This is a genomic window from Arthrobacter rhamnosi, from assembly GCF_054510855.1.
Window position 1 is genome coordinate 40,171 of sequence record NZ_JBTNDT010000005.1, and the last position, 17,709, is coordinate 57,879.

Annotated in this window: 14 protein-coding genes; 10 read left to right on the top strand and 4 right to left on the bottom strand. The window is 66.7% G+C overall.

Translation table 11 applies throughout. The features are described from left to right. Positions 1 to 173 precede the first annotated feature (173 nt). Positions 174 to 851, bottom strand: a complete 678-nt coding sequence (locus ACX80I_RS11190; RefSeq protein ID WP_459345202.1) for a GntR family transcriptional regulator — start codon at positions 849 to 851, stop codon at positions 174 to 176. Positions 852 to 973: 122 nt separating this feature from the next. Between ACX80I_RS11190 and purU the strand changes: the two genes are divergently transcribed. The 4 genes from purU (at position 974) to ACX80I_RS11210 (ending at position 6,064) form a co-directional block, all read left to right on the top strand. Further along, positions 974 to 1,888: a formyltetrahydrofolate deformylase gene (gene purU, locus ACX80I_RS11195; RefSeq protein WP_459345203.1), complete on the top strand. Its 915-nt coding sequence runs from the start codon at positions 974 to 976 to the stop codon at positions 1,886 to 1,888. A gap of 55 nt (positions 1,889 to 1,943) precedes the next feature. Then, positions 1,944 to 4,436 carry a GcvT family protein gene (locus ACX80I_RS11200; protein ID WP_459345204.1) on the top strand — a complete coding sequence of 831 codons (2,493 nt, stop codon included), beginning with the start codon at positions 1,944 to 1,946 and terminating at the stop codon, positions 4,434 to 4,436. A gap of 129 nt (positions 4,437 to 4,565) precedes the next feature. Then, positions 4,566 to 5,192, top strand: a complete 627-nt coding sequence (locus tag ACX80I_RS11205) for a cyclodeaminase/cyclohydrolase family protein (protein WP_459345205.1) — start codon at positions 4,566 to 4,568, stop codon at positions 5,190 to 5,192. Beyond that, positions 5,189 to 6,064, top strand: coding sequence for a bifunctional 5,10-methylenetetrahydrofolate dehydrogenase/5,10-methenyltetrahydrofolate cyclohydrolase (locus ACX80I_RS11210; protein WP_459345206.1), 876 nt, complete (start codon positions 5,189 to 5,191; stop codon positions 6,062 to 6,064). Before ACX80I_RS11205 ends, ACX80I_RS11210 begins: the two co-directional genes overlap by 4 nt. Positions 6,065 to 6,421: 357 nt before the next feature. On the opposite strand, the gene ACX80I_RS11215 is transcribed toward ACX80I_RS11210, so the two are convergent. Beyond that, complete coding sequence (locus ACX80I_RS11215) at positions 6,422 to 7,117, bottom strand: GntR family transcriptional regulator (protein WP_459345207.1); 696 nt, start codon at positions 7,115 to 7,117, stop codon at positions 6,422 to 6,424. 345 nt (positions 7,118 to 7,462) lie between these two features. Between ACX80I_RS11215 and ACX80I_RS11220 the strand changes: the two genes are divergently transcribed. Beyond that, positions 7,463 to 9,433: a BCCT family transporter gene (locus ACX80I_RS11220; protein WP_459345208.1), complete on the top strand. Its 1,971-nt coding sequence runs from the start codon at positions 7,463 to 7,465 to the stop codon at positions 9,431 to 9,433. A 200-nt stretch (positions 9,434 to 9,633) separates the two neighbouring features. Here ACX80I_RS11220 and ACX80I_RS11225 read toward each other — a convergent pair whose 3' ends face one another. Then, a complete protein-coding gene (locus ACX80I_RS11225) occupies positions 9,634 to 10,566 on the bottom strand; it encodes a LysR family transcriptional regulator (protein WP_459345209.1) in 933 nt (310 codons plus the stop codon). A gap of 150 nt (positions 10,567 to 10,716) precedes the next feature. Between ACX80I_RS11225 and ACX80I_RS11230 the strand changes: the two genes are divergently transcribed. From ACX80I_RS11230 to ACX80I_RS11250, 5 genes are all read left to right on the top strand, one after another. After that, positions 10,717 to 12,021 (top strand): aromatic ring-hydroxylating oxygenase subunit alpha, encoded by a 1,305-nt coding sequence (locus ACX80I_RS11230; protein WP_459345210.1) that lies wholly within the window; start codon positions 10,717 to 10,719, stop codon positions 12,019 to 12,021. After that, on the top strand, positions 12,018 to 13,433 hold the full coding sequence (locus ACX80I_RS11235; protein ID WP_459345211.1) for a ferredoxin reductase: 1,416 nt from the start codon (positions 12,018 to 12,020) through the stop codon (positions 13,431 to 13,433). Before ACX80I_RS11230 ends, ACX80I_RS11235 begins: the two co-directional genes overlap by 4 nt. A 155-nt stretch (positions 13,434 to 13,588) precedes the next feature. Beyond that, positions 13,589 to 14,467 carry a tRNA (guanosine(46)-N7)-methyltransferase TrmB gene (gene trmB / locus ACX80I_RS11240; RefSeq protein ID WP_459345212.1) on the top strand — a complete coding sequence of 293 codons (879 nt, stop codon included), beginning with the start codon at positions 13,589 to 13,591 and terminating at the stop codon, positions 14,465 to 14,467. A gap of 53 nt (positions 14,468 to 14,520) precedes the next feature. Further along, complete coding sequence (locus ACX80I_RS11245; RefSeq protein WP_459345213.1) at positions 14,521 to 15,750, top strand: MFS transporter; 1,230 nt, start codon at positions 14,521 to 14,523, stop codon at positions 15,748 to 15,750. A gap of 115 nt (positions 15,751 to 15,865) precedes the next feature. Then, the gene (locus ACX80I_RS11250) at positions 15,866 to 16,909 is read left to right on the top strand and encodes a DUF695 domain-containing protein (RefSeq protein ID WP_459345214.1); all 1,044 of its coding nucleotides are present in this window, start codon (positions 15,866 to 15,868) and stop codon (positions 16,907 to 16,909) included. 74 nt (positions 16,910 to 16,983) lie between these two features. Here ACX80I_RS11250 and ACX80I_RS11255 read toward each other — a convergent pair whose 3' ends face one another. Next, a complete protein-coding gene (locus ACX80I_RS11255; protein ID WP_459345215.1) occupies positions 16,984 to 17,667 on the bottom strand; it encodes an SDR family NAD(P)-dependent oxidoreductase in 684 nt (227 codons plus the stop codon). Between the last annotated feature and the right edge of the window lie 42 nt (positions 17,668 to 17,709).

The following is a 17,709-nucleotide window of genomic DNA, read 5'->3' on the forward strand; positions in this document are numbered from 1 at the left end:
AGTCTGCTAACTAATATCCGGTTGATATATTAGTAATCTGGAACAAGTATTCTACCGAGGCCGGTAAGTGTCAACAGATCGGAGGAGGTTTCAGCAGCGAAGTCCAGGGAAGGCAACGGGCGCCGGGTGCCGCCCTTCCGAGCCACACCCCGTCCCCGCTGCGGGGACCGGGGTCACGCGGCGAAAAGAGCTTCGCGCACAGCGTGCTCGAAGCCACTGACATGGACCCGCGCGAGCTCCGTGGCCCGGACTTCATCCCGATCGATGACCGCCTGGAGCAGGTCCACATGCTCGTGCACGTGACGGGAGAGGTCAGGAAGGCGGTCCAGCACCATGCACCAGATGCGTGTCGCCAGGTTGTCGTAGCGAATCAGGACATCCTCGAGGTGTGGATTGCCGGCTGCCGCATAGATGCCCTGGTGCACACGGGCGTCGAGACGCAGGGTCTCGACGACTGAGGCCGCACTCGTGTCGAAGGACTCGACGGCGCGGATCACACCCCGCAGGTGATCCCTCATCGGCTCAGTGGCCACCCGCGCGGCCCGGGAGGCAGCCAGAGGCTCGAGCTGCGAGCGGATCTCGGAGATGAACGCGAGATCGGTCACCTCCACGCGCGTCGCGAAAGTACCCCTCCGCGGATAGGAGACGACGAGGCGATCCAGCTCCAGCCGCTTCAGGGCTTCACGTACCGGGGTCCGGCCGACGCCGAGATCCTTGGCGAGGTCGTCGTCGTTGATGAGGTCGCCAGGCCTGATATCCAGCATCAGCAGTTTGTCCCGGATGCGCTCGTAGGCCACTTCGGCCAACGACCTCTTGGCCGCATCAGCAATTGCCAGAACTTCCAGAGCCATGGCACGAACCCCTCTCAATAGGATCAGGAAGGCTGTTGACCTCCACCTGTGGCCAGTATACGCTGATGACCAGTCCTAATATATCAGTCATAAATGTTCGAATATATCTATAAGGAGGGGACATGACCCTGATGGCGACAGACTCATCCACCAGCACGCTGCCTCAGACGGAGACTCGCGCGGAGGACCAGGCGCGGAAGTTCGTGCTCACATTGTCGTGCGTCGAACGCGCGGGCATCGTCCAGGCAGTCACCACCTTTCTCTTCGAGCGTGGCTTCAACATCGACGAGCACCAGCAGTTCGATGACGGCCTGCGCCAGACCCTGCACCTGCGCTCCGCGTTCTCGGGAGACTCCACCTACACGCCGGAGAGGCTCCAGGAGGAATTCCAGTCGATCGCTGACCGCTTCGACATGAAGTTCAGCTTCCACGATCAGACGAAGCAACGCATCCTCGTGATGGTCTCCAAATTCGGCCACTGCCTGAACGATCTGCTCTTCCGTTGGCGGGGCGGCAGCCTGGGGGGTGACATCGCCCTCGTGGTCTCCAACCATGAGACCCACAGGGCCATGGCCGAGGCCGCCGGCCTCCCCTTCATCCACCTGCCGGTGACCCCTGAGACGAAGACGGCCGCCGAACAGCGCCTGCTGGAACTGGTCGACGAGCACGACATCGACCTCGTCGTGCTCGCCCGGTACATGCAGGTACTGTCCGACGACCTCTGCCGCGCCCTTGAAGGCCGGGCCATCAACATCCACCATTCCTTCCTCCCGGGATTCAAGGGTGCACGCCCCTATCACCAGGCCTACGATCGTGGCGTCAAGCTGGTGGGCGCGACAGCCCACTACGTGACCGCGGAACTGGATGAGGGGCCCATCATCGAGCAGGAAGTCATCCGGGTCGACCACAGCTATGGACCGACGGCCCTCTCGACGGTCGGCCAGGACGCCGAAGCATTGGCTCTATCACGCGCCGTGCGGTGGCACTGCGAGCACCGCGTGCTGCTGGATAGGACCAGCACCGTCGTGTTCCGGTAAGCAAGCACCACCAGGCCAGCAAAGACACCACACGGATATCAGCAGGAGAAGCCACATGGCATCGACGCCACACATTGTCATCATCGGAGCTGGAATCGTCGGCACGAACCTGGCCGATGAACTCGTCACCCGGGGTTGGAACAACATCACCGTCCTGGACCAGGGACCGCTGAACATGCCCGGCGGTTCCACGTCCCACGCCCCGGGCCTCGTCTTCCAGACGAACCCTTCAAAGACCATGGCTGCATTCGCCAAGTACACCGTCGAGAAGCTCCTGACCCTGACCGAGGACGGCGTCAGTTGCTTCGACCAGGTCGGAGGCCTCGAAGTCGCCACCACAGAGACCCGCCTGGCCGATCTGAAGCGCAAGCTCGGATACGCCGCATCCTGGGGAATCAGTGGAAAGATCCTCTCCCCCGCCGAGTGCAAGGAGCTCTACCCACTCCTGAACGAGGAGGACATCCTCGGCGGGCTCCATGTGCCCACTGACGGCCTGGCGCGTGCCGCGCGGGCCGTCCAGCTGCTGATCAGGCGCACCGAGGCCGCAGGCGTCACGTACCGGGGCAACACCACGGTCACGGGTATCGAGCAGTCCGGTCGCCGTGTGACCGGCGTCGAGACCTCCGAAGGCGTCATCCCCGCCGATATCGTGGTCTCCTGCGCAGGCTTCTGGGGCGCCAAGATCGGCGAAATGATCGGCATGGTCGTCCCCCTTCTCCCCCTGGCCCACCAGTACGTCAAAACCACGCCGGTGCCGGCACTAAAGGGCCGCAACGAACTTCCCAACGGGGCTTCACTGCCGATCCTGCGCCACCAGGACCGGGACCTGTACTACCGCGAGCACGGCGACCGCTACGGCATCGGCTCCTACGCGCACCGTCCGATGCCTGTGGACCTCGCGGATCTGGGCTCCTACGACCCCGACAGCATCAGCGATCACAACATGCCCTCCCGGCTCGACTTCACCCTGGAGGACTTCCTCCCGGCGTGGGAGGACACCAAGCAGCTGCTTCCCGCGCTGCGGGAAAGCGAGATCGAGGACGGTTTCAACGGCATCTTCTCCTTCACCCCCGACGGCGGGGCCCTGGTGGGCGAGTCCAAGGAGCTCGACGGCTTCTTCGTGGCCGAAGCCGTGTGGGTGACCCACTCGGCAGGCATCGCCCGGGCCGTTGCCGAGGTCCTGACCACCGGCAAGTCCCAGATCGACCTCGGGGAATGCGACATCCACCGTTTCGAGGAGGTGCAGCTGACCCCCGAGTACGTCAGCGAGACGTCCCAGCAGAACTTCGTGGAGATCTACGACGTTCTGCACCCGCTGCAGCCCAAGCTCTCACCCCGCAACCTCCGGGTCAGCCCGTTCCATGCCCGACATAAGGCACTGGGAGGGTTCTTCCTGGAGTCCGGCGGATGGGAGCGCCCCTACTGGTTCGAGTCCAACGCGGACCTGCTCAAGGAGATGCCGGCCGAGTGGCAGCCCCCGGCCCGGGACGCCTGGTCCGCGATGTTCAGCTCTCCCATCGCGGCCGCCGAGGCCTGGAAGACCCGTACCGCGGTGGCCATGTACGACATGACCCCCCTCAAGCGCCTCGAAGTCTCCGGCCCGGGAGCGCTGAAGCTGCTGCAGGAGCTCACGACAGCGGACATGGCGAAGAAGCCCGGGGCGGTCACCTACACCCTCCTGCTGGACAACGCCGGCGGCATCCGAAGCGACATCACCGTCGCCCGGTTGAGCGAGGACACCTTCCAGCTCGGAGCCAACGGAAACATCGACACCGCGTACTTCGAGCGGGCCGCACGCCACCAGACCGAAAGCGGAACCGCCAGCGACTGGGTCCAGGTGCGCGACACGACAGGCGGCACCTGCTGCATCGGCCTGTGGGGCCCCCTCGCCCGGGACCTGATCAGCACCGTCAGCAGCGACGACTTCTCCAATGACGGCCTCCGGTACTTCCGGGCCAAGCAGGTCGTCATCGGCGGCGTCACCGTGACCGCGATGCGCTTGTCCTACGTCGGCGAGCTGGGCTGGGAACTGTACACGAGCGCAGACAACGGGCAGCGTCTCTGGGATGCCCTATGGAAGGCCGGGCAGCCCTATGGCGTCATCGCCGCAGGCCGGGCCGCCTTCAGCTCGCTGCGCCTCGAGAAGGGTTACCGCTCGTGGGGCACCGACATGACCACGGAGCACGACCCCCTGGAAGCCGGCCTCGGATTCGCCGTGAAGATGACCAAGGAGGACTTCGTCGGAAAGGCTGCCCTGGAAGGCCGCACCGAGGAGAACTCCACCCGCCGTCTGCGCTGCCTGACGGTCGACGACGGCCGGAGCATCGTGCTGGGCAAGGAACCGGTCTTCTACAAGGACCAGGCAGTCGGTTACGTCACCAGTGCCGCCTACGGCTACACCGTCGCCAAACCGATCGCCTATGCGTACCTCCCCGCCGAAGTCAGCATCGGGGACTCGGTCGAGATCGAGTACTTCGGACGGCGCATCCCGGCCACGGTCACCGCGGATCCACTCTATGACCCCACGATGACCAGGCTCCGCGGCTGACCTGACCACCAGATACCCCAAGGGCGCGGCCCGGACTCGTTTCCTTGCTACCAGAGTCCGGGCCGCTGCTCTTCCGTGGCATCTTTCCGACCCTGCCCAGTCGCCTCACGCTTCAGCCCAGGAAGACACATGATCAGTTCAGAAAAGATCGACGCATACCTCACACGGCTTGCCTCGCGCGAACCGACCCCCGGCGGTGGTGCGGCCGCAGCGCTCCACGCCGCCCAGGGGGCAGCGCTCGTCGCTATGGTTGCCAGATACACCACCGGCCCGAAATACGAGCAACACGACGAACTCGTCCGAAGAATCATCGGTGACGCCGACGTACTGGTGGCCGAGGCCCTGCGTCTGGCGGATGCCGACGAGGTTGCGTTCCAGGGTGTCATCGATGCGTACCGGCTACCGTCCGGTACGGACGGACTCAAAGCCGTGCGGACGGCAGCCATCCAGGAGGCGCTCGTGGCGGCAGCGCAGACGCCCGCCCAGCTCATCAGGCTCGCCGGCAACGTCGTGGATGCTGCCACGGAGCTCTTCGAGGTCGCGAATGCCAATGTGATCAGCGATGTCGCTGCTGCCGCCGACGCGGCCCGCGCAGCCGCAACCACCGCCCGGGTGAACATCGACATCAACGTGGTGGCCATCAAGGACGCCGCAGCCCGATCGCGGTTGGCGGACCAGACCGACGGCCTCGAGGAGAAGGTGGTTCTTGCGGCTGACTCCCTCGTGGGGCGCGTGCGGACAAGGATCCTCGGGTGAGTGCCGTACTCCTCTCCGGGAAACAGCTGGCCCGGACGATCAGGGAAAAGGCCCACCAGGAGGCCCGCGACCTCGAAGCCGACGGGCTCCGCCCCACGCTCGCAGTGGTTGTGGCCACCGACGACGGCTCCACGCACTGGTATGTCCGGTCCATCGAGCGTGCCGCCGGAAGTGCCGGCATCGATTGCCGGATCGTGGACCTCGGGCCCGATGCCACCGGAGAGACCCTGGCCTCGGTCCTGCAGGACCTCAGCGAGGATCCATCCGTTCACGGCATCATCCTCCAGACGCCTCTGCCTCCCGGCGTGGAAACGGACGAACTGGTGGGGCACATCGCCCCGGAGAAGGACATCGATGGTGCGAACCCCTTGAGTCTCGGCCGTCTTGCTGTAGGTCGGCCCTCGTTCGCACCGGCCACCGCCCGCGCCGTCATCGAGATCCTCGACCACTTCGACATTCCGCTGGCAGGCCGGAACGTGGTCGTCATCGGCCGTTCCGCCGTAGTGGGAAAACCGCTGTCCCTGCTGCTGCTGGAGCGCGACGCCGCGGTCACCGTCTGCCACTCCAGGTCGGGTCCGTTGGAGAACTACACCCGGACTGCCGATGTCGTGGTCGTCGCAGCCGGGCGTACCGGTCTGCTGAACGGTGGCCACGTTTCATCGGAGGCCGTCGTGATCGACGTCGGCACGAATGTCCTTCCCGACGGATCCCTCGTCGGGGACGTCGACGAGGGCAGCGTCCGGGGCGTCGCAGCGGCCCTGACTCCCGTCCCGGGCGGCGTCGGCTCCGTCACCACATCCCTGCTCCTCCTGCACACCACCGAGGCCGCGCGGGAACAGGCGCGCACCCTGGTCCCGGAGTCGGCCGGATAATCCACCCCGGGCACGACTGCTGCCCTGCGGAACCCGTTGTCGTCTCCGCCGAAGGCCTGGAACCGCTCGCAGGGCAGGCCTTCATGTCCGCGCTCGACCGGTTGTTGGCTTCCTCCTGCACGGTGCGGAGTCATTCCGAGCGGGAATCCGACAGGAATGTGTCCCATGCGCCCGACGAATGCCCTGATGTTGTCATCATGGCTGACGATCCGGGCAGCCGCGGTATGAGGGCACAGCACGCGAACGGCGTCACCACCGTGGAATCACCGCTGCCGGATGCCTCGTTGATCCGCTGCACCCGGGCCGTGGTGGCGACTTTTCCCGTATCCGCTGATGCTGAGCGGGTTTCCGCCCGGGCTACAGCACGGCCCTGATGTGATTCTCGAAATCGGTGACGTGCCGGGTGGTCAGCCGTGCCGCAGCTTCGGAGTCCCCAGCCGCGATGCATTCGAGCAGTTCGATATGCTGGGCGATGTGCTCGGACACCGGCGGGAGCTTCTCCAGCACCAGGCTCCAGATCCGCGTGGCGAGGTTGTCGTAGCGAATCAGGATGTCTTCGAGATGCCTACTTCCGGTGGCTCTGTAGATCGTCCGATGGACCCGCATGTCCAGGCGCATGAGGTCCTGCTGCGACTGCATCCCCGGCAACAGCTGCCCGACTTCCCCCGCGAAGTCCCGGAGCTCGCTCCGGAGCTGCGGCGATGCAAGCCGCGCAGCCCGTGCGGCTGCCGCCGGCTCCAGGAGCTGTCGGATCTCGGAGATCTCAGCCAGATCCTTGATGTCCACGCCGGCGGCGAACGTTCCGCGCCGGGGATAGGCGACCACCAGGTGGTCGCTCTCGAGCCGCTTCATCGCCTCCCGGATCGGGGTCCTACCAACGCCGAGGCGCCGCGAGATCACTTCGTCGTTGAGGGGCTCACCCGGCTTGATGTCCAGGACGATCAGCTCGTCGCACAACATCCGGTAGGCGAAGTCGGCAAATGATTCGTCGTCCTGCCTCAGCGGCGCAGACGAAACCCCTGCCTCCACCGGTGATCCGCCAGCGTATGCCATCTCCAGGTCTCCTCCGATGTGGCCCAGGGCTCGACGCCTCAGTTCCCAATCCATCCTATTCCTGCGCCAGATCTATGGACGCGCACGCCACGAGGCTCTAGAGTATCACTGATATATCAAGCACCACGGGCACAACATATCAGCGTTAACCCGCTGAAAACGTAAGAAGAGTGTTCGCGAAACATAAACCCCTGATGGTGGAAGGGGTAGACCCACGCAGTTCCCATCGCCGACGGCACCATCGTGATCGTCGCGTCATACGAGGCCGCAACCTCCCGCTCGGCCTACCTCCCGAGGGCCGCGGCAAATCGCAGACCCATGCCTCACCGAGCAAAGGACCCGCTCATGGCTTTTGATAGTGACCTTAAACCCCACACACCCGAGGAGTTCCCTGCTGATCGCGGGGCACCAGGAGGCTTGCGCAACGAGCAACCTGGAAGCTCTGCAGCCCTCGATCCGGCAGGCGAAGGAGCATCTCCCGTGCCCGACGCGGAGTACGAGGAGATTCTCGAAGAGCTGCGTCATGCAAAGACCGAGCAGGCAGTCGCGGATCGCCGGAACCACAGGCTCATCCTCGACCGGACCACGTTCGGCATCACGGGGGCCATCGCCATCGCCTTCGTCATCTGGGGCTTCGTGGGACGCGACAGTCTGTCCGCCACCTCCACCGGAGCCCTCAACTGGGTCATGGAGTACACCGGGTGGCTCTTCATGCTCACGGCATCGCTCTTCGTGATCTTCGTCCTGTGGCTGGCCCTGGGCAAGTTCGGCAACATCCCGCTCGGAAAGGACGGCGAGAAGCCCGAATTCCGCACTGTCTCCTGGGTCGCGATGATGTTCGCCGCCGGCATGGGCATCGGTTTGATGTTCTACGGCGTGGCCGAACCGCTCTACCACTACGTCTCTCCTCCGCCCGGAACCGTGGATGGAAGGACTCCGGCAGCGATCCAGACGGCCATGGCCACCTCGATCTTCCACTGGACCCTGCACCCATGGGCCATGTACGCCGTCGTGGGTATCGCCATGGCCTACGGGACCTACCGCCTGGGACGCAGGCAACTGATCTCGGTCGCCTTCACGTCGCTCTTCGGCGTGAGGACGGTCGAAGGGCCGGTCGGGAAGTTCATCAACATCCTGGCCATCTTCGCAACCCTGTTCGGGACTGCTGCGTCGCTGGGCCTTGGTGCCCTGCAGATCGGCAGCGGTATGACCTCCAACGGTTGGTTCGGCGAGATCGGCACCCCCGTGCTCGTGGGGATCGTCGCCGTCCTGACCATGTGCTTCGTCGCTTCGGCCGTCTCCGGCATCAGCCGCGGCATCCAGTGGCTCTCCAACATCAACATGGTCCTGGCCGTCGTCCTCGCACTGATCGTCTTCGTCGTCGGCCCCACCCTTTTCATCCTCAACCTGATTCCCTCCGCGGTCGGCGACTACGCCCGCGACCTGGCCGAGATGTCGTCCCGGACCGAAGCAGTCGGCGATGAGTCACTGCGCAGCTGGATGACCAGCTGGACGATCTTCTACTGGGCCTGGTGGGTATCCTGGACGCCCTTTGTGGGGCTCTTCATCGCCCGCATCAGCCGCGGCCGCACCATCCGCCAGTTCGTCACCGGCGTGCTGCTGGTACCCAGCCTCGTCAGCGTCATCTGGTTCGCCATCTTCGGAGGCGCTGCCTTCGACATCCAGCAGAAAGCCGATGGAGCCAACACCCCCGGCCTGGTCACCATGGTGGACGGGACACCGTCCGTCAACTTCGACGGGGCACTGTTCGACCTGATCAAGAACCTGAGCATGCCTGGCTGGGCTACCAGCGCCGTCATCGTGCTGGCCATGGTGCTGGTCGCCATCTTCTTCATCACCGGCGCCGACGCTGCCTCCATCGTGATGGGATCGCTCAGTTCCAACGGCGCCGAGCACCCCCGCCGCGGGGTCGTCATCTTCTGGGGCTGCCTCACCGGCGCGGTAGCGGCGGTCATGCTGCTGGCGGGCGGTGATGAACCCTCCGAAGCCCTGGCCGGCCTGCAACGCATCACCATCGTGGCAGCACTACCGTTCGTCATCGTCATGGTGCTGCTCTGCTTCGCCCTCACCAAGGACCTGCGTCGCGATCCCCTCGCCCTGCGGCGTCGCCTGGCCACGTCTGTGGTGGAACGGGCCATCCGCACCGGCGTGGAACAGCACGGCGGCGCGCAGTTCGACCTCGTGACGAAGCACGAGTGCGCCGAGAAGTGCTCCGACTCGGAGTGCCCCGGAGGACCCGCGACGGGGGTAATCCCGACCGTCGAGCACCGGGGCTCCAGCCCAGCCGGTCACTAGCTAGGCTCCTCGAGGAGCAATCCACCTCGAAAAGCAATCCACCTCGGCGGCATGCGGCCTGTTCCGGCCCGTGCCGCCGAGGCATTTCCACGTCCGACGAGGAGCAGGGCTTCCGGCCGGGTGGGCATGGCATCTGCAGCTTCCGCGACGGCCTCCTGGACCGATCCGATCCGTCGGCAACGCATCGCGGCCATGCGGTCTCAGGGATCGTCTTCTGGCCGAGCGGTGAGGATCCGATCGGCGCTGATCTGGAGGATGCCGAGTGACTCCTGAATCAGGGGCGATGCAATGCTGCCCCTGCGCACCGCGGCGACGATGCGGCGCGAGGGCTTCCCCCGGCCGGTAATGCGTAATCGAACCACGTTTTCGGCATTGTGCAGGGGCGCCAGACGCGGCAGCAGGCCTACGCCCAGCCCCGCGCCGACGAAGGCGATCTGGGTCTCCCATTCCACGGCCTCATGAGCGATCCGCGGTGTCACTCCGACCGCCGTGAACGCCGCAGTGAAGAGGGAATGGTAGGTGGACCCTGCGCCCTCGGTGATCCAGGGCTCGGACGCCAACTCGTCGAGCGTCACCGTCCCCTGCGATGCCAAGGGATGGTCGGCGGGAAGAATCACGTCCAGGGGATCGTCGAGCAGAACCCTCTGCTCGAAGCGCGGGTCGTCCTCGACATGCGCTTCGGACTGCATGGCGACGACGACCGCGAGGTCGATCCGCTCGGCAACCAACAGATCGAAGCAGCGCGCCGGGTCGGCTTCGAGTACCTGCACCTTCAGCAGGGGGCGGGTGGAGCGCAAAGTGGCTGCCAGCGGCGCAAGCAACCGTGCAGCCGCCGTGGAGAATCCACCGAGCCCGAAACGGGACTGCACCTGGTCGCCGGCCTCCATGGCTGCCGCCCGCAGACTCTCCCATTCGGCGATGAGAGTGTCCGAGCCCTCCACGAGAAAGCGTCCAGTGGCGGTCAGCCGCACACCCCGGCCGTCCTTCGTCAGCAGCTGCATTCCCAATACGCGCTGGAGCTCCCGCAACTGCGCGGAGACGGCAGAGGGAGAGTACCCGGTGAGCTCCGCAGTCGCGCCCACCGTGCCGCACCGGGCGAACACACGCAGTGTGGTGAGCCGCGGATCTATCATGCATTTATTGTGCACTGTTATCTTCTGGATCTTGCGCTTTTATTGCAGAGCGCTTGTGACTAACCTCATACCAACAGAGTTCCGGCGACGCTCGCCGCACCCGTGAACCCCACGCATCACACAGCTACCCAGCCCTCTTGGGAGGAACCCATGTCTGCTCCAGTGAACACACCCCTCAACTCGCGGGGAAAGCTCGTTTCCTCGGTGCCTGCCGAGCAGCTGGCGGAAATCACCGAGTTGTTCAATTTCCGGCGCGTGGGTTACTCCCTCGATGCCCCCTTCTACACCGATCCGACGATGTTCAGCGTCGACATGCAGGCCATCTTCGGGCAGCACTGGATCTTCGCCGCCAGCATCGCGGAGCTGCCGGAACCGGGCGACTACGTCACCGTCGACTACGGGCCATACTCCCTGATCGTGCTGCGCAACGACGACGGCGGCGTGAACGTCCTGCACAACGTGTGCCGCCATCGCGGCGCCCGCGTCCTGACCGAACCCGCGGGGACAACAGGGAACCTGGTCTGCGGTTACCACTCCTGGACCTACTCCTCCGAGGGCAATCTGATCCACGCCTCCGCACCGGGGGAGACGAAGTTCGACAAGGGCTGCTTCGGCCTCAAGCGCGCCTCCAGCCGTGTGGTCGCCGGACTCGTCTTCGTCTGCATCGCCGACGAGCCGCCGACGGATTTCGACGAGACCTCCAAGATCTTCGAGCCTTACCTCGCACCCCACGATCTGGCGAAGACGAAAATCGCCTACCAGCAGAACATCATCGAGGAGGGCAACTGGAAGCTCGTCATGGAGAACAACCGTGAGTGCTACCACTGCGACGGCCACCCGGAGCTCGCCTGTTCCCTCTTTCCCACCTGGGGCCTGACGGAGGGACTGATCCCGGCCCACCTAGAGGAGGTGTGGGACCGCAACAAGGAAGCCCAGTCCTCGCTCGAGGAGCGTTGCCGCCGCTATGGCCTTCCCTACGAGGTCGTCGAGGAGCTCGACACCCGCGTAGCGGGCATCCGCATCTCCCGGGAATCGCTCGACGGTGACGGCGAATCGTTCTCGCCCGATGGGCACCGGCTCTCCAAGAAGCTGCTCGGCGACCTGCGGGACTTCCGCCTCGGCCGCTGCTCGATGCACCTGCAGCCCAACAGCTGGTTCCATTTCCAGGCCGACCACGTCATCACGTTCGCCGTCTACCCGGTCAACGAACATCAGACCCTGGTCCGCACCACCTGGCTGGTGGCTGACGACGCCGTGGAAGGCGTCGACTACGACCTGGAGAAGCTCACCTACACCTGGAAGCAGACGAATCTGCAGGACAAGGCGTTCGTGGAACTGTGCCAGAAAGGCGCGGGTAGCCCCGCCTACGAGCCCGGCCCGTACATGAAGAGCGAATACCAGGTCGAGGCGTTCATCAACTGGTACGTGCAGCGCGTGCAGGAGCACTTGGCATGATCGAACTCGGCACAGAGACGGCAACCCAGGAGCCACAGCGCATCCGCGGACTTGAGATGCCGTGGAATCGGGTGATGGGCAGCACCGAGGGACCCGCCCGCGCCGCCCATGCATTGGGCCCCTGGCATCCGCAGGAGTTCATGGCGGAATGTGTCGAGACCTTTCCCGAGGTGGGCGGCATGATGACCTTCGTGTTCCGCCGCTGCGACGGCGCGCCCCTCGCGTTCCGTGCGGGCCAGTACGTGAACGTCGCCTTTCCCGTGAACGGCGAGGACCAGGATGCGGTGGACCGCAGTTACTCGTTGTCCAGTTCGCCCACCCAGCCGTGGACCTTCAATATCACGGTCAAGCGCGACCCTACCGGGCTGGTCTCCCCGTGGGTGCACGAGAACGTTCGACCCGGCACCGTCCTCGAGATGCTCGGACCGGTCGGGGCATTCCACCTGCCTGATGCCGACCGCCGGGCACGCTACCTCCTGCTGGCCGCCGGCGCAGGCATCACCCCCATCATGTCGATGGTGCGGACGATCCACTCCCTGCCCGGACAGGCCGACGTCATCGTGCTCTATCACGGAGCGGAGGCCGGGGGATTCGGCTTTCACCAGGAACTGGCCTACATCGCCTCCGTGGACTCGCGCATCAAGGTCTTCTACGCCCTCGGCGACCGCAGCAAACCCGAAAAGTGGGAATGGCTCAGCGGGAGGCTGACGGCAGCCATGCTCGACGAGGTCGCCCCCGACGCCAACGGCCGCCAGGTCTACACCTGCGGTCCCGAGGGTTACCTGAACACCGCCGCCGAGCTCCTGCGGAAGGTCGGCGTGGACGACACCTCGATCAACATGGAATTCTTCACGGGAAATCGCCAGACGATCCTCGAATACCAGGCAGAGGTCGCGCTCGCCGAGGAAATCGCCGAGGAGATCGCCGAGGAGATCGCCGACTCCGCCGAGGATTACTACGAAAGCCAGCCCAGCGCCTTCGGGCTCTACGAACCCGGCTATGACGCCAGGGGCACCCTGGAGGCCACGGGACTTCCCCTGGAAGCAGCCGGCCCGGACATGCGTGGTCCCGAAGTGCCCGCCGGCAGCCCGGGCGAGGGAGCCGAGACCGGCTCACTCGACGTCTCGGGCTTCGACACGGTCGGAACGGGAAGCCTCACTCTGTCCTTCCTGCGCACCGGCATCAATGTGCGCGTCGACCCCACCGAACACATCCTCGGGCCAGCCCAGCGTGCAGGGGTTCGAATCGGCGCGAACTGTAAGGAAGGAATGTGCGGCTCCTGCAAGGTCGTCAAGCTCTCCGGCGACATCGAGATGAACCACCAGGGCGGGATCCGGGCACGGGAGATCGATGCAGGCAAGTTCCTGCCCTGCTGCTCCACAGCGCGGACCGATCTGGTGATCGACGCCTAGCCCGCTTCCCCTGCTCCAGCCGGACGGGATCAGGGATCGTTTCACGAGAACAACTCTCGCCGCGGTATTCGACGTCGGGCTGATCTGCTTCGCTGGCAGGCTCGCAGCGCAGCCTCTGCGCTGGCTCCCCCGCCCTGCCGGTAGCCTTGGGGGTGATGGAGCCACAAGCACAGACCCCCGACCAGCCGCACCGCACCCAGCCCGTTTCCTTCGTCCGGCGGGGTTCACGCCTCCAGGGCAGGCGCCGTGAGGCCTGGGACGAACTCGCGGAAGCCTTCCTGATCGACGTGCCGCGGGTGGAGAACGCCGACACCTCCGTGGCCCCCGGCTTCGTGCTCGACATCGAAGCGACGTTCGGGCGGTCCGCGCCCCTCGTCGTCGAGGTCGGTTCAGGGCTGGGCGAGGCCATCACGCATGCGGCCGAACTCGATCCGGACCGCGACTACCTCGCCCTGGAGGTCTACCGTCCGGGTCTCGCCCAGACCATGCTGCGCATCAGCCAGAAGGACCTGACCAACGTGCGGACCGCCCAGGTGAACGCCGCAGAGGCATTCGCAGGCATGATTCCCGCGTCGTCCGTCGCCGAGCTCTGGACGTTCTTCCCCGATCCGTGGCACAAGGCGCGCCACCACAAGCGCAGGCTCGTCAAGGACGACTACGTGGACCTCGCCGCGCGGGTCATCGAACCCGGCGGCATCTTCCGCCTCGCCACCGACTGGTCCAGCTACGCGGTGCAGATGCGTGCCGTCCTGGACGCGAGCGGGGAGTTCGAGAACCTGCACGACGGCGAGCGCTCGGGTGCCGACAGCCCCCTCACCCAGGTGTGGGAGAGCGGCGTGGAATCCGTGGTGGGGGGTGCCCCGGTGCGCGAGGGCCGTGACCCGGTGAGCACCGGCAACACGGGCGTCAACGAGGGCGTCGACGAACTCGGTGGGTGGGCGCCCCGCTTCGAGGGCCGCACCCTCACGAGTTTCGAGAACAAGGCGATCAAGGCCGGGCGGATGGTCTTCGACCTCACCTACCGCCGCCGCTGAGCGGGCGGCATGGGACGTCGGAGCCGCGCGGCGGCCGGCCCTGGGGAAAGCCCATGACGGACGCCCCCTGGCCGGGCCACCCCAAGGACTCGCCCGCCTACCGGCGGATCCTGCTCGCCCTGCTGTTCGCCGGGCTGGCGACCTTCGCCCAGCTGTATTCGCTGCAGGGAGTACTGACCGGGCTCGCCGCCGAATTCGGGGTCTCGCCCGCGGAGGCGGCGCTCTCGGTCTCCGCGGCGACGCTGGGCCTGGCGCTCGCCGTGCTTCCGTGGTCCGCCGTCGCGGACCGTGCCGGGCGCAGGCGGACGATGACATGGGCCATCGGCGCCGCCGTCGTCCTCGGTCTCCTCGCCGCCCTGGCACCCACCTTCGGCCTGCTGATCACCCTCCGCTTCCTCGAGGGCGTGGCGCTCGGCGGCGTCCCCGCCACGGCGCTCGTGTACCTGCACGAGGAAGTGCAGAAGCTCCACGCCGCCGTGGCTGCGGGCACGTACATCGCCGGCACCACGCTCGGCGGACTCGCAGGACGCCTCGTGGCCGGGCCCGTCGGGGATGCGTTCGGATGGCGGGCGGGTGTGCTCAGCGTCAGCATCATGGCGGGAGGCGCCGCCGTCGCCTTCGTCCTGCTCGCACCCCGGCCGCGCGGTTTCCACCCCGTCGTCCGGGGGCAGGGCCCGTCACTCGTCCGACGTGTCGCCACCAATCTGCGCTCCCCCCGGCTCCTGGCCGTCTACGCGCAGGGGTTCCTCCTCATGGGCGGATTCGTCGCGGTCTACAACTACCTCGGGTTCCACCTCGAGGCACCGCCGTTCCTCCTGCCTGCGTCCCTGGTGAGCCTGCTGTTCCTCGCCTACCTCTCGGGCACGGTGACCTCGCGGGTGGCCGGAGGCCTGAGCGTCCGGTTCGGGCGCCTTCCCGTCCTCCTCGCGGCGGTTCCCGTGATCCTGGCCGGGCTCGTGATAACACTCGCGGGGTCCGTTCCCCTGGTGGTCCTCGGCCTCGTCATCTTCACGGGCGGCTTCTTCGCCGCCCATTCCGTCTCCTCCGGCTGGACACCCGTCCTCGCGAGCACTGGCCGCGCCCAGGCGTCCGGGCTCTACAACTTCGCGTACTACGCCGGGTCGAGCCTCTTCGGCTGGCTGGGCGGACTGTTCTTCGGCCAGTACGGCTGGCCGGGGGTCGCCGCGTTCACTGGCACGCTGGCCGTGGTGGCCGGCCTCCTCGCCGTCCTCGGGTTGCGCGGCGCGCCCGGCAGCACCCCTCCCGCCCACCGGACCGCCTGACGGCACTCCCCGCACACCCGCCGACGGTCGCCCATCCGGGCCCCGCCCGGGTAGATTCACTGGAGTCGGAGCGACCGGACGATCCGGGACGCGCGCACCAGGAGAACGCAGGACCATGGGTATTTTCAGGCGCCGGGCCGCCGCGAGCCGGCGCATCGGCCGGGGAATCGGCAGGGACCCCATTGCGGACTTCTGGCAGTGGTGGGCCGACGACGGCGAGGAGCTGCTGACCTCCGCGACGCGCGCCGGCGACTTCGACGCGTACGTCGATGTGATGACCACCCGGGTCAAGGCGATCGCCCGCGGCCTCGAATGGGAGACGCGGACGGGCACCGAGGCCGAGCACACCCTCTGCGTCTCCAGCGGCGGGAATCCTTCGCTGCGCCCTGTGGCGGAGCGCTGGTACCGGGCATCGCCCCCGGCGAGCAGGCGGTGGGAGTTCGTTCCCGCCCGCAGCGCCAAACCGGACATGCTCGAGTCCACCATCACCTACCGCGGCAGGACCTTCGACCTGCGCCGCACCCGGGTCCACACGTCGCTGACCCGGGCCGGGGACGGTCTGATCGTGTCCGTCCACAACCCCGGTTTCACGGGCCAGTGGGACGACGAGCACGGCCTCTGCGTGCTGATGCTCGAATGGCTCCTGGGAGAGGACGACGTCGAACGCTGGGTCCGTCGCGTGGACTGTATCGTCCACGACGTCGTGGACAGCATTCCGGCGGCCGACCTGCCCGCCCGCGTGGCCGAGCTCGCCCGCACCGCACCCGAGCCGGGCTGGCTCCTGATGGAGGGGAAGCTGGGCTCCGGGCATCCCATCCTGGTGCGTGTGCTGCGGCCGCTGCGCTGGATCGACCATCCGGACTTCGACCTCCACACGGCCCTGCGCGTCGCGTTCGACGCCGATGAGCAGGGACTGCCCCGGCCTCCGGTTCTGGCGGAGCTGGACGAACTCGAGGGCGGGCTGGTGCGTGCCCTCGGACAACGCGGCATGCTCGTGGCCGCCGAGACCTCGAAGGGTGCCCGGACGTTCCACTTCTACTCCGATTCGGAGGACCAGAACGGGCGGGACGTCTTCGATGCCGCCGCTCGCGGCCGCCATTCCGTCACCGCCAGGCACACGCTGGATCCGGGCTGGCGGAAGGTGCAGGACTTCGCGTGATGGCGGGCGCCATGGCCGGCTGCATCCTTCGGCCGGTGCCGGCCGGAGTCCGAACGCGGGGTGTCCGCCGGGTGTCAGAATGCGGACGACGGCAGGTCCCGCTCGCCCTCCCGGATCGCGGTGACGATGCGCCCGGCGACTGCCACCGGGTCCTTGCCCTGCGGGAGCTTCGGGGCATCCCCGGCGATGGGCCTCGACGCCAGCCCGGTCTCGGTGTGCGGCGGACGGGCATCCAGCACACGGACGCCCTGCTTCCGCAGCTCCAGCGTCAGCGCTTTGCCGTAGGCACTGAGGCCGGCCTTGGTGGCCGAGTACGCCGCCATGCCCGCCGTCGGGCTCTCGGCGACGACGGCGCTGATCTGGGCCACGAACGAGTCCCTGCCCAGCTTCGGGGCGACGTCGCGCATGAGCCGCATGTAGCCGAGGAGGTTGACGAGCACGAGTTCGTCGAGGGTGTCGTCGTCCACCTCGACGGCGGGGCCGAAGGCGACGACCCCGGACGCGAAGACGACCCCGTCGAGCTCGCGTCCGTAGACGGCTGCGGCGATGTCCGCGGGACCGGTCAGCTTCCCCAGGTCGGCGGCAACGCGACCGACGACGGCGTCGCCGAGTTCATCCGCGAGTTGCGCGAGCTTCTCCTCGGACCGGCCGGAGAGCGTGAGCTGGGCGCCCTGGGCCGCCAACTGGCGTGACAGCTCCCCGCCGAGCACCCCGGTAGCGCCGACGACGAGGACGTGGGACCCGCTCAGCTCTGTCATCGCCCGAGTGTAGCAACGCCCTCCGGGCTTCTCCGCGCTTCG

Excerpts from the sequence above, each read along its gene's own strand:
- ACX80I_RS11190 (WP_459345202.1), bottom strand. The coding sequence starts at position 851 with ATGGCTCTGGAAGTTCTGGCAATTGCTGATGCGGCCAAGAGGTCGTTG.
- purU (WP_459345203.1), top strand. The coding sequence starts at position 974 with ATGACCCTGATGGCGACAGACTCATCCACCAGCACGCTGCCTCAGACG.
- ACX80I_RS11200 (WP_459345204.1), top strand. The coding sequence starts at position 1,944 with ATGGCATCGACGCCACACATTGTCATCATCGGAGCTGGAATCGTCGGC.
- ACX80I_RS11205 (WP_459345205.1), top strand. The coding sequence starts at position 4,566 with ATGATCAGTTCAGAAAAGATCGACGCATACCTCACACGGCTTGCCTCG.
- ACX80I_RS11215 (WP_459345207.1), bottom strand. The coding sequence starts at position 7,117 with ATGGCATACGCTGGCGGATCACCGGTGGAGGCAGGGGTTTCGTCTGCG.
- ACX80I_RS11220 (WP_459345208.1), top strand. The coding sequence starts at position 7,463 with ATGGCTTTTGATAGTGACCTTAAACCCCACACACCCGAGGAGTTCCCT.
- ACX80I_RS11225 (WP_459345209.1), bottom strand. The coding sequence starts at position 10,566 with ATGATAGATCCGCGGCTCACCACACTGCGTGTGTTCGCCCGGTGCGGC.
- ACX80I_RS11230 (WP_459345210.1), top strand. The coding sequence starts at position 10,717 with ATGTCTGCTCCAGTGAACACACCCCTCAACTCGCGGGGAAAGCTCGTT.
- ACX80I_RS11235 (WP_459345211.1), top strand. The coding sequence starts at position 12,018 with ATGATCGAACTCGGCACAGAGACGGCAACCCAGGAGCCACAGCGCATC.
- trmB (WP_459345212.1), top strand. The coding sequence starts at position 13,589 with ATGGAGCCACAAGCACAGACCCCCGACCAGCCGCACCGCACCCAGCCC.
- ACX80I_RS11245 (WP_459345213.1), top strand. The coding sequence starts at position 14,521 with ATGACGGACGCCCCCTGGCCGGGCCACCCCAAGGACTCGCCCGCCTAC.
- ACX80I_RS11250 (WP_459345214.1), top strand. The coding sequence starts at position 15,866 with ATGGGTATTTTCAGGCGCCGGGCCGCCGCGAGCCGGCGCATCGGCCGG.
- ACX80I_RS11255 (WP_459345215.1), bottom strand. The coding sequence starts at position 17,667 with ATGACAGAGCTGAGCGGGTCCCACGTCCTCGTCGTCGGCGCTACCGGG.